Annotated in this window: 12 protein-coding genes; 11 read left to right on the top strand and 1 reads right to left on the bottom strand. The window is 45.9% G+C overall.

The genetic code is table 11. The features are described from left to right. Nucleotides 1–48: 48 nt before the first annotated feature. The gene (locus KNQ14_RS00710) at nucleotides 49–480 is read left to right on the top strand and encodes a helix-turn-helix domain-containing protein (protein WP_214747089.1); all 432 of its coding nucleotides are present in this window, start codon (nucleotides 49–51) and stop codon (nucleotides 478–480) included. Between the two features lie 63 nt (nucleotides 481–543). Here KNQ14_RS00710 and KNQ14_RS00715 read toward each other — a convergent pair whose 3' ends face one another. Further along, the gene (locus tag KNQ14_RS00715; RefSeq protein ID WP_041255214.1) at nucleotides 544–792 is read right to left on the bottom strand and encodes a hypothetical protein; all 249 of its coding nucleotides are present in this window, start codon (nucleotides 790–792) and stop codon (nucleotides 544–546) included. 110 nt (nucleotides 793–902) lie between these two features. Here KNQ14_RS00715 and KNQ14_RS00720 point away from each other — a divergent pair, with 110 nt between their 5' ends. From KNQ14_RS00720 to KNQ14_RS00765, 10 genes are all read left to right on the top strand, one after another. Continuing rightward, nucleotides 903–2,138 carry a UDP-glucose dehydrogenase family protein gene (locus tag KNQ14_RS00720; RefSeq protein WP_214859220.1) on the top strand — a complete coding sequence of 412 codons (1,236 nt, stop codon included), beginning with the start codon at nucleotides 903–905 and terminating at the stop codon, nucleotides 2,136–2,138. 73 nt (nucleotides 2,139–2,211) lie between these two features. Beyond that, nucleotides 2,212–2,619: a hypothetical protein gene (locus tag KNQ14_RS00725; protein WP_035395896.1), complete on the top strand. Its 408-nt coding sequence runs from the start codon at nucleotides 2,212–2,214 to the stop codon at nucleotides 2,617–2,619. A gap of 231 nt (nucleotides 2,620–2,850) precedes the next feature. After that, entirely contained in the window at nucleotides 2,851–4,182 is a 1,332-nt protein-coding gene (locus tag KNQ14_RS00730) for an Ig-like domain-containing protein (RefSeq protein ID WP_214859221.1), read from the top strand. A gap of 831 nt (nucleotides 4,183–5,013) precedes the next feature. Then, nucleotides 5,014–7,809 (top strand): Ig-like domain-containing protein, encoded by a 2,796-nt coding sequence (locus KNQ14_RS00735; protein ID WP_214859224.1) that lies wholly within the window; start codon nucleotides 5,014–5,016, stop codon nucleotides 7,807–7,809. Nucleotides 7,810–7,966: 157 nt separating this feature from the next. Beyond that, the gene (locus KNQ14_RS00740) at nucleotides 7,967–8,278 is read left to right on the top strand and encodes a hypothetical protein (protein ID WP_214859226.1); all 312 of its coding nucleotides are present in this window, start codon (nucleotides 7,967–7,969) and stop codon (nucleotides 8,276–8,278) included. Between the two features lie 80 nt (nucleotides 8,279–8,358). Further along, complete coding sequence (locus KNQ14_RS00745) at nucleotides 8,359–8,619, top strand: hypothetical protein (protein WP_214859227.1); 261 nt, start codon at nucleotides 8,359–8,361, stop codon at nucleotides 8,617–8,619. 346 nt (nucleotides 8,620–8,965) lie between these two features. Then, nucleotides 8,966–9,823 carry a tyrosine-type recombinase/integrase gene (locus tag KNQ14_RS00750; RefSeq protein WP_214859229.1) on the top strand — a complete coding sequence of 286 codons (858 nt, stop codon included), beginning with the start codon at nucleotides 8,966–8,968 and terminating at the stop codon, nucleotides 9,821–9,823. Nucleotides 9,824–10,392: 569 nt separating this feature from the next. After that, a complete protein-coding gene (locus KNQ14_RS00755; RefSeq protein ID WP_214859231.1) occupies nucleotides 10,393–12,714 on the top strand; it encodes a DUF927 domain-containing protein in 2,322 nt (773 codons plus the stop codon). A gap of 224 nt (nucleotides 12,715–12,938) precedes the next feature. Further along, complete coding sequence (locus KNQ14_RS00760; protein ID WP_214859232.1) at nucleotides 12,939–13,883, top strand: tyrosine-type recombinase/integrase; 945 nt, start codon at nucleotides 12,939–12,941, stop codon at nucleotides 13,881–13,883. Then, nucleotides 13,876–14,655 (top strand): hypothetical protein, encoded by a 780-nt coding sequence (locus tag KNQ14_RS00765; RefSeq protein WP_214859233.1) that lies wholly within the window; start codon nucleotides 13,876–13,878, stop codon nucleotides 14,653–14,655. Before KNQ14_RS00760 ends, KNQ14_RS00765 begins: the two co-directional genes overlap by 8 nt. Nucleotides 14,656–14,732 lie beyond the last annotated feature (77 nt).

Genomic DNA, 14,732 nt, shown 5'->3' on the forward strand with positions numbered 1-14,732 from the left:
CACATATGCGCATAATAGTAGTATCAAATCACAGGAAAGAGGGATTCGATGTTGACGACAAAACAGATCAGTGAATTGTTACGCGTATCGGAAGAGACGGTCCGGCGCTGGATTCGGACAGGGGAATTGCACGCGGAGCAGGACGGCAAAGGGTACCGTGTCGATGAATTGGCGCTGAAACGGTTAGTCGATGAGAAATCACAGATTCCGGGAACCGCATTGAACAAGATTCTCCCAATCATCCAAGATATGTTCGGACCGGAAGCAGCTCAGTTCGCGAAGTCGAACGTCTTTGATCCACTTCAAGCGACGATGCAATCGAGTGAAACGACGACAACACCGGAAGCCTCGAAAGCTTCGATGGAAGCGGAACTCGCGCGCTTGAAACGGAAGAAACGTCGCCTCGAGCTCGAACACGAATTGAAGTTGCTTGATATCGAGGAACAGATCGCGTCGATGGAACGTAAACAACAATCCTAAAAACAAAGCGCACGTAGGGACAACTCCCTCGTGCGCTTTCGTATGTAAGAGGAAAAGACGCCTTCACTGATCCGAAGGCGTCTTTTTGACGGAACGTTGTTTACGTTTCCAGTACCAATAGCCGAGCCCGAGTGCGATCGGGATGGCCGCCAAGTACGGATTGGCTTCGATATATCCAATGATCTCAAATAACGCGAACCATCCACTGATTAAACCAAGGACGAGTAAAATCGACCGCAGGACTTCTGGAAGCTTACGGATCCGATACGCGAAGAGACAAATGAGGCTAAAAATAATGATCGCCACATGCATTCCTCCATTCCGTACTCAGTATAGCGTATTCGGAAAGCTTTTTCGATGCACAAATCGGCTTTCCTCCCGTATAGTGAAGACAGAGAAAAATGGACAAGGACGTGATGGAGATGCAAGCAACAGTGATTGGGACAGGATATGTCGGACTCGTCACCGCGATCGGACTCGCAGAAAACGGACATGAGGTGACGTGTGTCGACTTGAATGCAGAACGGATGGAACGGTTAGCGCAAGGGATCGCACCGATCACCGAAGAAGGAATCGAAGACGCGCTCCGCCTCAATCGCGAACGCTTGACGTTCACGACGGACTATCCGGCGTCCGATTTGTACTTGATCGCCGTCGGGACTCCGGAACGGGCAGACGGTAGCTGTGATCTATCGGCTGTTGAAGCGGTCGCACGTTTGATTGAAGAAACACGCCCGGGCGCGAGTGTCATCGTCAAGTCGACGGTACCACCGGGAACGACGGCCCGCCTGCAAGACGAGCACCCAACGTTACGCTTCGCGATGGTGCCAGAGTTCCTGCGTGAAGGAACGGCCCTCGCGGACAACCGTCAGCCGAGCCGTCTAATCATCGGGACGACGGATGCCGCCTTTGCGAAAACGGTCGAACAGTTATTTCAAACGACAGCCCCGGTCGTCGTCGTTGATCCGACGACAGCGGAATTGACGAAATATGCGGCGAACAGTTTCCTCGCCGTCAAAATCAGTTTCATTAATGAGATTGCTCGCCTAGCGGACGCAGTCGGTGCCGACGTGACGGAAGTCGCCCACGGGATCGGACTTGATCCCCGGATCGGTTCCGCCTTCTTGCGAGCGGGTGCCGGCTACGGCGGATCTTGTTTCCCGAAAGACATCGCCGCATTGACGACGCTTGCGCGAACGCACGAGACGACGCTGCACGTCATCGAAGCAGCTGACCGGACGAACGAAGCCCAGCTCGATTACGTCCTCGCGAAGATCCGACCGGAGCGGGGGATGCGTGTCGCGCTACTCGGTCTTGCCTTTAAGCCGGGCACGGACGACTTACGGGATGCACCAGCCTTGCGTCTCGCGGAACGGCTCGAGCAACTTGGTGTCGTCGTCGTCGGCTATGATCCGGCGGCGCGGACATTGCTTGACCAGAAACCGACGCTTGAAGAAGCGTTACGCGGAGCGGACGTCGCCGTCATCATGACGGAGTGGCCGGAGATGAAGACGATGGCGCCGGAACTGTTGACGCGCGTCATGCAGACGCCACGCTTGATCGACGGACGGAACTGTTGGCAGTACGTTGATGCCCCGGCAGGCGTCGCTTATGAAGCGATCGGACGTCCGGGAAAAGAATTTTCGAACAAACGCTAAGTGCGACCTGTCAATAGGGATGAGACCAGTCATGGTGTCATCCCTATTTTGCTAGACGAAAGGACGAGGCGACATGCAGATCGATTATTTCGCGGTTCAACCGAGTGGTCCCAAAGGAGCGCTCGAGGCACACGTGTTATATCCCGGATGGAATCAACGACAGAACGAAGAGTGGGAACGTGCTGTCCATTACGGGGCAGGACTGATTCGGATTCGTCAACGGGGGACGGAACTCCGAATTCCAATCGAGTTCGGATTCGGCTATGTCCTGCAGTACATACGTCAGTTCATGGAAGCAGAACGCAAGGGCGGAAGTATCCGCCAAAAGATGCAAGCGCAGCTCGACTGGATCGCAGAAGGACTACCAGTTCGTTTTAAACGCGAGAAGGAGACGATCGTCGTCACAGCAGAACGGAGCCATGCCTTTGCGGAGCGTCCGTTTCTCGAAGCGCTGGAAAAGTCGATGTATGCTCTACCGTGAGTTTTATAAGAAAGGATCTACTAGAAAGTAGTCAACGCGTCGGAGCAGAACGCTTTACTCGGGCGAACACTAGCAGATCGACTTTAAAAAGAAAGCCTGCGTGGCTTTCTTTTTTTGGTTATCGCTGATTTTTAAGAATCGGTTCCCATCCTCCTGAAAAGAACAAACATTTTCCAACAGGTGGTTTCGTATACTGAGGAAGGCATGACCTAAAAGCGAGGAGAGAAGACGATGAACGGAATACGTATGGTCGGGCGAGCGAGTGTGCTGAGCTTACTACTGATCATCTGGTCAGGTGGTGCGGTCGAAGCGGACGGTCCACTCGTATGGGATCAACCGGTATCCGATGTCCTAAAACCTAATGAGGCGAAGAAATATGATGTCACCGTGACACGTCCGAGTAAGTTGACTGTCGACGTCAGTGGATTCGGTGAAAATACACGTGTGACCTTACAGGATGAGCGTGGTAAACAAGTTCTCTATCAGAGTGTAACGAGTGACGGTGTCAGACCGGCACAAGCTGTCCTGTCTGAATACGTGGAGCCGGGCAACTACCGTCTCGTCGTAGCGGAATACATCTTAAGTAAGCGACCGGCAGCCTACACGCTTCGTGCGACAGCAGAAACCGTCACGACGGATGATCAGGAACCGAACGACGGTACGCTAGAAGCGCAAGTCTTACCGTTTCAGCAAGCGATCCGTGGAATGCTGTCTGCGCAAGATGAAAAAGACATCTATCAAGTGAACGTCCCAAAAAACGGCAAGCTATCACTAGCCATCGATACATACCTGCGCGGCAATGCAACGATCAGTCTGACGGACAGTTTAAATGAGAACGTCTTCTCGAGCTATCTTGTCAGTGAAGAGAAGTCGCCGGAAAAATTCCGTCGAGCGGTTTATGTCGAAGCGGGGACTTACTTCCTGACCTTGTCACGGACAAGTACACAAACCGGTCGTTATCAGGTCCAGGCAGCGATGCAACCGGTAACGACGAATGAACAGGAACCGAATGACGGAGTGCTCGAGGCAACACGTCTATTGTTTGCACAAAGTTATAGTGGTCTGCTGACCTGGCAGGATCATCACGATTACTACCGTGTGACGCTGCCGAAAAAGAGTCAGGTGACGTTCGATGTCACGACGATGATTGATCCATCCATGACGATCGAATGGACGGACCCGATGAACAAGTCGCTCTATTACCGGAGTCTGAGCGGAAATGAGAAGACACCAGGGAGATGGAAGGACAGTCTCGAATTTCCGAAAGGCACCTACTACTTCCGGATCGGGAGTACGTACTACAGCGGATACTATCATTTCCGGATGACAGCGAGTCACCTGTTCCCAGTCTTACAAATCACTCCGGTGAAAGCCGGAGCGCGACAGGTCAGCGGGACGACGGAGAAGAATGCTACAGTGCGAGTAACGATCAACCAGCGGACGTATACTCAAATAGCGAATCAAACGGGTCGCTATACATTTTCAATCCCTAAAGCAAAGCGTGGCACAAAGATCACTATCTCTTCTGAGAACAGGTACGGGAAAACAACGAAGCAGATATAAGTGACGCGCTAATCATCTATAGAAAGAACGCATTCCTAACAGACGAGGAATGCGTTTTCACGATTTCGACACAATTTGTGAGTGGGGACAATCAGGGGAAAAGCGATGAAAGGATCAAAAAACATCTAAAATAAATTTTTTTAATCTCTTTTGGATTGAAAATCAGAGCGTGACTTTCGAATCATTTCCGCGTTTTTTAAAATCGGACTAAAAGCAGAGAAGTTAGTCTAGCTTTTTTGATAAAAAAATCATTCGACACCCAGTCGTGAAAACGTGTCACTTTTTGTCGAAAAAAAGGTGTTTTTTAACAGTAGGGTAATCGGAAAATCATTTTCCATAAGACACCATGTAAAAAATTTTTAATAAGACCATTAGATTGCATTTTAGTTACAAATTTAGGGTTGTTGAAATGAAACACTTTCGGTATATTTATTCTTGTAGGTCGAGACAACTGGTAAACAGTGGGATTAACCTGCAAATTCATGAAAAACGATTTTTCTTCGAGAAATCGTTAAACATTGGAGTATCAGGTGTCGATAAGAATTATGGAATGACGATTACATACTGATTCGATAGAAAAGGGAAAATTAGGTTTCTAATATTACCTATTTTATCTAATTATCAATTTTCGTCAGGACGTAAGACTTCTTCCTTTATCTGACTTGGATTTGAAATACAATTGAAATTTAGTTGGTAGAAATAGCAACTAAATTACCATTGTATGGACGAGAAAAGGCTGGGTGAAGGAGATCCTGAAGTTTGTCTTTTGTCTTTTATTGGAGGCAAGTCGTCAAGTCAACTAGTAGTTTAATTAAGGGAGGATTTTTACACATGGGCACGAAGAAATCGAACAAATTATACGCTGCAGCAGCTGCTCTTGCAGTGACAGCTTCAGCAGTAGCACCAGGCCTTACGGCGGATGCTGCATCGAAAGTCACAGTTAAATCTGTTACAAACCCAGCTTCAATCTCACACTACGGTGGTTACACATTCGCAGTGAAAAAATTGTCACTTCCAAAAACGGTTAAAGTATTGCTTTCAAACAAGAAATACGAAAACCGTTCAGTCAAATGGGGCAAAGTCTCTTACGACAAAAAATACATCGGTAAATACCAAACAATCTCTGGTACTGTTTCAGGTACTACGAAAAAAGCTTCGATCAAAGTCAAGTTGAACAACTACCCAGTTGACGTTGTTGAGCCAAAGCTCGCTCCTGTCGCAGTTGGTGAGAAACTCAACCTTCCTTCAACAATCGACGTAAAATACAAAGACGGTAAAGTCATCGCTCGTTCTGCTAAATCTTTCAACCTTACGGCTGAAAAAACAGACAAAGCTGGCGAAATGAAGCTTTCTTACAACTACATGGGCAAAAACTCTTCAATCAAGGGTTCAATCGCTTATGAAGTCAAAGCTGCTGAAATCACAAACGTCATGAACGAAATTAAAGACGATATGCTTTCAGTTTCTGCTGACGTGAAATACCCAGCAAAAGATGCTAAAGCAGAAGTTCTTGTCTATGCACTTAAAGACATGACGAAAGAGCCAATTAAAATTGCTGCTGAACTCAAAGACGGCAAATTGACTGCTAAATCACCTGTTCTTCCAGATGGAACTCATGCATTCGTAGTTAAAGTCGGTGATGTTGTTTCACCTGCTAAAGACTTCGTAGTCGAAGCTCCAATGGTTAAAGAAGTTAAGGCGATTAACGCTACAGAAGCACAAATCACATTCAACAAACCTGTTTTAGAGTCAGTAGCTGAAACTGCGGCAAACTACTCGTTTACTTCAGTTGCACCAGCAGCTTCTGCTACTTTAGCTATTGAAGATATCCAACTTCAAGCTGATGGTAAAACGGCAATTGTACGCTTCACATCAAAAGTTGAAGCTCCAACTACAGCACAACTTGAAGGTGCATCTTATAAAGTCACTGCTCAAAACCTTTTGACAGCTGATTATAAAAAAGTTGCTGACTTCACTGGCGAGTACAAGTTCTCTGATAAAGTTGCTCCAGTATTGAAAGGTGCAATGGTTAACAGTAATAGCCTTGAGCTTTCATTTGATGAAGAAGTAGATTTCTCTACAGCAATTCTTCGTGTTGATGGACAACAAGTTACTGTTTCTGGTGCGACACTCGTTGAAGATGAAGCAGGTAAGTATGTATATGAGTTAGCTGTTTCTGGAAGTGTTGTTTCTGAAGGTACTCATGCTGTCACTCTCGTAAGCGCGAAAGATCTTGCTGGAAATGAAGCAGGAACTTTAACAACTTCGTATGTAGTATCTAAAGATGTTACTGCTCCAACAGTAAAATCAATCGAAGCAGTATCTGCTGATACTTTCAAAGTCAAGTTCTCTGAAAATATTCAACTTCCTAATCCATCGATTAAAGTTATGAAGGGCGCTATTCAATATAACGCTTCACTCATTGCTTCAACTGGTTCTGAATACACTTACCGTGTTGCTGCAGATACAGGAAATGGTGTTAACCCACTTTATGGAACAAATGATTCTTCAGTTTCACTCTCTGTTGAAGTATCAAACTTCAAAGATGAGGTTAACCTAATTGGTAAAACATACACAGGTTCTGTAACGCTCTCAAAAGACAAAACAGCTCCTGCGCTTCTTAACCAAGCTTTAAATACTATTAATGTAGTTGGTGGAAACACAGTAATTACAGTTCCTTTCACTGAAGAACTTTCGATCGATGGAAACACTAACTCGAAAGTAAAAGTCATCAACCCAGATGGTGTTGAACTCTCAGCTACTGTAGCTCGTGTTACTGGTTCAAAAGGTGCTAACACAGCACTTGAAGTAACAGTTACTGGAACTCCAATTGCAGGAAACTATCAAGTGGTCTTCGCTTCAGGTGCAGTTACTGATGTTGACAATAATGCAAACGCTGCATTCACTACATCTGTGAAATACGATGCATCACAACAATATGTATCATTCGATACTGTAGTTGATGCTAATGGAGTTGGTAGTGTATCTGTACCTTCTAAAAACGTTATCGCTGTTGATTTCAACGAAGAAGTCGGAACTTCTGCTTTAAACGTTGCAAATTACAAATTAGATAATGCTGCTCTTCCAGCTGGTACGACTGCGGTATTCACTTCTGCTGCTAAAGATGTTGTAGAACTTCGTCTTCCAGCTAGCTTCAAAGTTGTCTCTGATGCTGCGTACAAATTCGAAATCACTAAAGATGTTAAAAATGCTGCAGGTTCTATGATTGTTGCTGACGCAACTGCGGCTACAAAAGCAAACTACACTACAACAGTTAACCTTCTTGATAACGTAGCACCTACATTGAAAGCTGCTGTACTCAAAAACAGTGGTGCTGCAGTTACTACTGATGCAAACGAAGTAGAGCTTACTTTCAGTGAAATTCTTCCTGCAATCGCTGCAAATGCTAACAATGCTGACGATTTCATCGTTAAAATTAATGGTGTTGAAAAAGCTGTTACAATCAAAGCAAATGATGCACAAGACGACAAAGTAGTTCTTTCTTTGGGAGAAGCATTTAACGCTTCTCAAACGGTTACAGTTCAAGTAGCTGGAACTGATCTTAACATCGCTGATCTTGGTGGAAACGTCATCGTTGGTGGAACTACTGTAACTGCTTCGAAATAATTTTTTAAGACTCTGATGCCTTACGAAGGTATCAGAGTTTTTTGTGAGTCGAACCAAAAGATAAATATATATTATTATCTTGTATGACTTTACAAAGAGCATTCATTCCACTTCGGAGTGAATGCTCTTTTTTTATTTGGAGAAAGGAGAAAATGTGATGGATAGAAGAATCGGGTTCGTTAGTCGTATCAAGCAACTGTTTGGTAAAGTAGTAGCCGTCGATGAAGTCGGGATGGAATCCTATCTGTTCGAGCATTCAGAGATTGATTCGTCTATCGTTCCGTCGGAACATTTGTTGTTACTTCCTGATCCTGTACAGTTCGATACATTCGTCTATGTCGAAGAAGAAGGAAAGGAATGGATAGCTGGAATGGGCTATGATCCGATCACCTATCGGCTGGTCTATGAGGTATGGCTATGTGACGGAAGAACGATTGCTTACGAACTATATGACCAAACGAAGTCATGATGAGGATTGACTAGGAAGGACGACACCAAGTGTATGTAACAGATGCGGTGCCGTGGAGAATACCAAAGGAGGAGATTAGAATGCGGAAATATCATCGGGTAGTACTTGGAGGAAAGGACTATTATCGTCAATATGATGAGACGCTGGACTGTTACGAAGGAGAATTATTGACTGAAGAAGATGTCATCGAGCAAGTCTTAGAGGATGTCGTACAAGACGTCATTCATGTCGATCGATCGCGCGTCCAACGAAGTATCAAAAATATCATGGATGAAGATGACCGGCTGATCATCCAGTCTTACGTCGAATATCTAGAACGAGTCGTAGAGCTTTTCGAGTGAGAAGGTCTTTTTTATTTGTCCTATTTTGGGACTAGACGTAGCAGATTGTAGAAGTATTCTTGTCTGTGACTCCTGACTGTTCATTAAGACTGCTGGGAGTAAGGATAAGAAGGAAAATGTTGTATACCAACGGTTTCAGTAGCTATTCAGCAAAAGAGCAGAAGACAAAAGTAGAACTGCCGGGAGTTTTGAGGGGAAGTCTACTAGAACTGTGAGGAGATGTCCCGTTCCCCGATTCCGTTTTCATAGGATATAGAGATGTATCTCCACCTAGAAAAACGGGGTTTCGGGTATTTTTGTCTTCACACCCCCGAAACCCCGAAAATAATCGAGAGGGGATGGACCCATGACATCAGGAATAGCAAACGGGGAAAAAGAATCCTTTCGTCGATTCCTCTATGAACAAGGACGACAACCGAATACAATCGAGAGCTATGTCGCAGAAGTCGAGAAGTTCAGTGGACGAGGAACGTTTTCTTCACGAGAGGATATCCTGTCGCACAAACAATGGCTTCTTGATCAAGGAAGAAAGGCAGCTACGATCAATAAGTTTCTCAATGCGATGACTGCCTACAATGACTTTCTGATGGCACAAGGCAAGCTGGATCGACGATGGATTTACTGGAGTGACCGTATCAAGGTAGCGCAGGGAAGTCATCAGGTTGATGTGTTGACGGAGAAGGAAGTCCTTCGCTTACAACAGGTCATACCGTGTCTGTCGTATCGGAATCAAGCACTGATTCATCTGTTATTGTATGCAGGGCTTCGAGCAAGTGAGCTAGTCGAGCTACGCTTGTGGCAGATTGACTGGATAGGACGAAGCATCGAAGTCCACGGGAAGGGTGATAAGGTCCGTGAAGTCCCATTACGCGAAGATACGCTACGTTGTCTACGTCAGTATGTGGAGGAAGATAGAATGAAACATCGTCAGGCGGTAGAGAGTCCGTATATCTTCTTGAGTCAACGAGGGGAGCGATTGACGCGAGGTGGTCTATCGGATGTTCTGAGAGCAATCAATACCAATGTTGGTCGTCATCTCTATCCACACCTCTTTCGTCATACGTTCGCGACACGATTGACACAGAAGCATGTTGATATCACCGTCATCAGTCGCTTGCTCGGGCATCATTCGATCGAACAGACGAATCGATACTACATCCAGACTTCGAAAGAAGAGAAACAACAGGCAGTAGAACAACTCTGATAGAAGATGTTTCGTCTTTGGAGAAGGAAGGAGGTACTAGACATGAATCCTATGATCCGAGTGATGATTCGTATCGTCATCAATATCAAACAAATCCGTCGTGGATGACTTTCTGAAAGTGATTTGAAAGGAATTGGATAGGTATCTATTTCGTTGCAATATTTGTGAGATAGATACCTTCTTGAGCTTACTTGGGAAAGTGTTCGAAAATTTTTTTAATGAATTTCGAAGACTTATTTAGTGGTAAATAAAGGTAATAGAAAACTTTTTATGGTCCGTAAATTATAAAAAGACCTGAAAAATGATCAGATTTTTACCCAAGGCGCTCCTTACTCAAAAATTTTTATCGGACGGGAAGGCTAGGAGCGCCATAGAAAGTAATCATGATCAAAATGGAATAAAAAAGGAAAAAGTGATTTTGGAGGTAGATTTGAAATTGCTCTGTAGAGCCGTTTGTAGGGCTTTTCAATTCTTTTATCTTGTTGTAGTGTATGTCTCAGGAGTTACGAGGAAGCAAGTTTCCTTGTCACTCAATCCACCCGTGAAGGGTAAAAAGGGGATGACCTGAGATGAATGAACAGGAGAAGCAACAGAATAAGTTACCGGAAGAACATGTAAACGAATTGTCAGAAGAAGGGTTCGAGCAAAGCGTCGACACGTCATCAATGGAGACACAGGATGTCACCTCCGAAGAAGCGGACGATGCTTCCGACGAGATCGATGCATCCAGCTGGGAGTCAGCCATGAATGATGGATTAGAGGAGAGTGAACCACCTCCGGAAGAGCACGATGATTTTGCTGAAGCTATGTTGGAGGATGCCGTATCGCCATCGGTTCCAGCTCCCTATGCCTATCCGACAGTACTAGCTCTGATTGATCGTATGGACGCACCGACCGTACTCAATCCGTATACGATACAGAAGGAACCGATCACAGCGGCTGGACTAGAAGCGGGTGAGATTTACCTCATTCAGGATGGACAAGGGAATCCGGTTTTCCAAGTCCGAAAAGAGGGTGTCTATCGAATCGTCTTCGAGAAAGATGATTATGTCGTTCAACATCACCCATTTTGTACTTGTCTCTATGTCGAACGCGTCCGAGAAATGAATGGGACAAACCTACGAGAGTATGAAGTCACTTATGCTGTAAATCAAGGGTATCGTCAAGCCCGCATCCTGAATAAGAAACTGACGGAAGAGGGTGTCGAGCAACTATTATCAGAAGGTGTCGTGATGTTTCCGACTCAAGCCAATCGTGCCACGATCGCGTACTATCTGATGGTATCGGCGAGTCAGTTGCATCCCCGCTATCGTCATGATTTTGTCGGGTGGGTCTTACGAGACGGTATAACAGATCGTCTTTCGTATACATTCGCACATGCTCCCGGATTCCTGTCTTACGATCATGACACCGATGAAGTCGTCCTGAAACCAAGTGAGATCTCGAAGAAGTATGAGAAGGCGATTGACATCAAAGGGGATCTATCCGCGTATATGGAAGAACTGACTCCACTCCTCGAATACGATACGATCCGTCTGATGATGGGAGCTGGTGTATCAAGCATCTTGCTCGGTTACCTTCGTCTGACACGACCGGACCTGATGCCTTTCCTGATTCACTTGCATAGTAACTCATCCCGAGGAAAGACGACAGCAGCTCGATTGGCAGTCTCCATGAACGGTAATCCCTATCAGCAACCATTATCTGTTTCGTGGGTCTCAACGAAGAATGCCATCATCAATCTCGCGAACCGGAACTATGGACTAGCGATGATTCTGGATGAGGCAAGTACCTTCCAAGGCAGTATGACGAATATCATCTATGAGTTGTCACAAGGGGAGGAACGTCTTCGACTGAACGGTGACATGGAAACTCGACAAGGAGGGGATTGGAGTACTGTCTTCCTATCAACGGGTGAGCAAGGTATCCGACAAAATGCGATGAAGAAAACCGAACTCAAGAGTGCTGGTGTCAGTATTCGTTACCTCGAATTCATCAATCTCGACTTCATGCCGAATGCCGCGATTGCTGAACAGGTCTCCCGGATGATTCAGTCCTATCACGGACACTTCGGTGTGACGCTTGCTGTGTATCTTCTCCGTCAAAATCCGATCAAGATGAGCGAACGTTTTGACGAACGACGGGAGCAGTTCCGGAACCAATTGCCTTCTTCCGCTTATCGGGATCGAGCAACGAACATGCTGTCAGTTGTCTCCCTTGCACTTGAACTCCTGGCAGAAGCGATGCCGGATACCTTCGATGTTGCGCGTAAGAGTTTGCACGAAGGGATGACACGAATCGATGAGATGTTGATTGATTCTTTCTTGGAACAAACGAAGGATCTCGACATTGCCCTGAACGCCTATCATACGATTCAGGAATTGGTGATTAAGAACTTGAACCACTTCAAAATCAAAGGGAAGACGCCAGATCGGACAGCCATCTACGGTAAAGTCATCAAAAAAGGAACGCATTATGAAGTAGCGATTCTTCGTAATATCGTTCAGAACTGGATGACAACCGATGGATATCCAAGTACGACCGTACTAGGACGGGAGTGGCGAGAACGGGGATGGATCATCGGAGAGAGTGATCGTAACGAACGTCGTATTCGGATCTTTGAGGAGAAGGAAGAAGAGTTACGAGAGAAGATGACCGAAAAGAAGGTAAAAAAGTCAGAAGATTCGTGCTATTTATTCAAAATCGAAGAAGATATTCTGGATGAATATATTTCCGAGATGACGGTAGGCGAACTGAATCCATCAGGAGTCACCCATAGTGTCTTCCGTAAAAAGCCTGAAATCCGGAGTAACGGTGTGCATTCTACTGTCAAGAAGAAGCCTAAACTCGAAACGCCACCGGATGAAGATGAATTCGAGTTCGACAACTGATGGATAGCGTCATGCCCCTTTTCTTAATTGGTATCGCTCATCCCGAATACATCTGGATCAGATGGATGCAGTCCATCCAGTGTACGAGACCCAATCGCTTGTTGCTATCGCTGTACCCATTCCGATGATTGAGAAGGAGTCCGCTCCTTCTTATCGGTCTGGTCTTCTAGTCCAAAATACAAAATAAATGGCGTAAAGTACGCGTCACGAAAGGAATTCGACCAATGAATGCTCATATTCTTACTCAGTACGGATTGGATCAAAATATTACGATGAAAGAAGCCATCGAAGCGTTCGTCGAGTCCCTTGCCTTCCAAAAGAAAAGTCGTGAGACGATTCGGGGATATCGCTTATCTCTACTCGATGCCAACCGCTACTTCTCAGAACGGATGAATGGACCGATTCGTTGCCAAGACATCACGCTTCATCAACACATCCAACCCTACTTCACCTATCTGTTCCAAGAACGAAAGTTACAAGTTGCAAGTGCAAAACGATATGTCTCTGCCATGCGTAGCTTCTTCCGTTTCCTTGAGATTCAAGATGTAGTCGGAAAAGACCCGACGGCACGCCTCCAACTGCCGCGTGTCCGGAAAACGGAACGGGAACACCTGACACAGGAAGAGTTCTATTTGCTCGTTTCATGTATCGATATCCCCATCGTCCGTTACGTTGCCTATGTCCAAGCATTTGCCGGATTACGCGTATCGGAAGCAATCCAATTGACACTCGATGATGTGGATCTCGATGGTCGATGTATCCGAGTCCAGCATGGAAAAGGTGATAAGGCACGGACGGTCCCGATCAATGAAGAACTCGTGACGGAATTACATGATTATCTAGTGCATCATCGTCACGCTACACAGTCTTTGTTGTTCTTCGCTACTAAACGAACTGGAACGATCTCGATTGCCTACATCAACCTGGTCCTCGAACGCGCGAAGAATCAGGCAGGAATCGACAAACATGTGACGTCGCACACTTTACGGCATAGTTACGCCAGCTGGTTGGTCAAAAATAATGTCAACGTCGTCTATATTCAGAAAGTACTCGGTCATGAATCCGTTCGAACGACTTCCGGGTATATGCATGTCTATCAAGAGGACCTTCAAGAAACGATTACGAAGGTTCGATTCTCACCTGAGAAGGGAGAGACATCTGATGAATGAAAAGGAACAAAAGATAGCAACGATTGTACAGATGATGAAGGAGGGTGTCTCCCGGACGGAGATCACAGAACGGTATGGGTATAAGAGCTTCTCCAGCATCGACATGTTCATGCGTCGGGAAGGATATAGACTGAAGAACGATCGATTCGTCAAAGAAGAGGAACGATCCGAAGAACGACTAAAGACATGGGAAAAGACGAATCTTCCCAAACAAGTTATCCAGTCTCTTCGGAGTAGTAACGTTCGAGTCGATCAAGTAGCCAAGAAATATGGTTTCGAGACGATGGAAGCACTCGGAAAAATGATGCGGCAAGCAGGCTATGTCTGGTCGGATAAGGAGCAGACCTATTGTCCGGTAGCCCTTCCTTCGATTACACAGACGAATCCTGTTGTAGCAGAAGCGGATTCTTCCGTCCTGTTCAAGGTAAAGGATGATGAAACGCCAGCATCTGATGCGCTCATGACGAATGAGGCAGGGCATGATCTGATTCAGTACTTGCTCCAACATGTAGGTCCTTTACGCCGCTTGCTCGAAGAAAAAATGCAAGAGGAACAGATAGGACAGCCAGTCCCTCGGTATAGCTTCGGACCCCTTCGGCAAAACAAGACGGTCACATTGCCCCAGTCCATGTCGGAACTGATTCCGCTCTTGGCAAAAGACATGAACATGACCCAAGGAGAGATCGTAACGATCGGATTGATCGAGTTCATCACGCGCTATGCACCGACCTATCGGGCATCACTCCCAGAGAAAAATAGAAGACAAGATTAGGAGGGGCGTAGAACCGCTCCTTTTTTTTGTCGAGAGACAGAGAACACCGTCAATTTGGTATCAAATAGACGCGGAAA

The sequence above is a fragment of the Exiguobacterium sp. s161 genome, from assembly GCF_018619045.1.
Lineage (GTDB): Bacteria > Bacillota > Bacilli > Exiguobacteriales > Exiguobacteriaceae > Exiguobacterium_A > Exiguobacterium_A indicum.

Bases quoted from the DNA above. Each gene is read 5' to 3' on its own strand.
- KNQ14_RS00710 (WP_214747089.1), top strand. From the start codon at position 49: ATGTTGACGACAAAACAGATCAGTGAATTGTTACGCGTATCGGAAGAG.
- KNQ14_RS00715 (WP_041255214.1), bottom strand. From the start codon at position 792: ATGCATGTGGCGATCATTATTTTTAGCCTCATTTGTCTCTTCGCGTAT.
- KNQ14_RS00720 (WP_214859220.1), top strand. From the start codon at position 903: ATGCAAGCAACAGTGATTGGGACAGGATATGTCGGACTCGTCACCGCG.
- KNQ14_RS00725 (WP_035395896.1), top strand. From the start codon at position 2,212: ATGCAGATCGATTATTTCGCGGTTCAACCGAGTGGTCCCAAAGGAGCG.
- KNQ14_RS00730 (WP_214859221.1), top strand. From the start codon at position 2,851: ATGAACGGAATACGTATGGTCGGGCGAGCGAGTGTGCTGAGCTTACTA.
- KNQ14_RS00735 (WP_214859224.1), top strand. From the start codon at position 5,014: ATGGGCACGAAGAAATCGAACAAATTATACGCTGCAGCAGCTGCTCTT.
- KNQ14_RS00740 (WP_214859226.1), top strand. From the start codon at position 7,967: ATGGATAGAAGAATCGGGTTCGTTAGTCGTATCAAGCAACTGTTTGGT.
- KNQ14_RS00745 (WP_214859227.1), top strand. From the start codon at position 8,359: ATGCGGAAATATCATCGGGTAGTACTTGGAGGAAAGGACTATTATCGT.
- KNQ14_RS00750 (WP_214859229.1), top strand. From the start codon at position 8,966: ATGACATCAGGAATAGCAAACGGGGAAAAAGAATCCTTTCGTCGATTC.
- KNQ14_RS00755 (WP_214859231.1), top strand. From the start codon at position 10,393: ATGAATGAACAGGAGAAGCAACAGAATAAGTTACCGGAAGAACATGTA.
- KNQ14_RS00760 (WP_214859232.1), top strand. From the start codon at position 12,939: ATGAATGCTCATATTCTTACTCAGTACGGATTGGATCAAAATATTACG.
- KNQ14_RS00765 (WP_214859233.1), top strand. From the start codon at position 13,876: ATGAATGAAAAGGAACAAAAGATAGCAACGATTGTACAGATGATGAAG.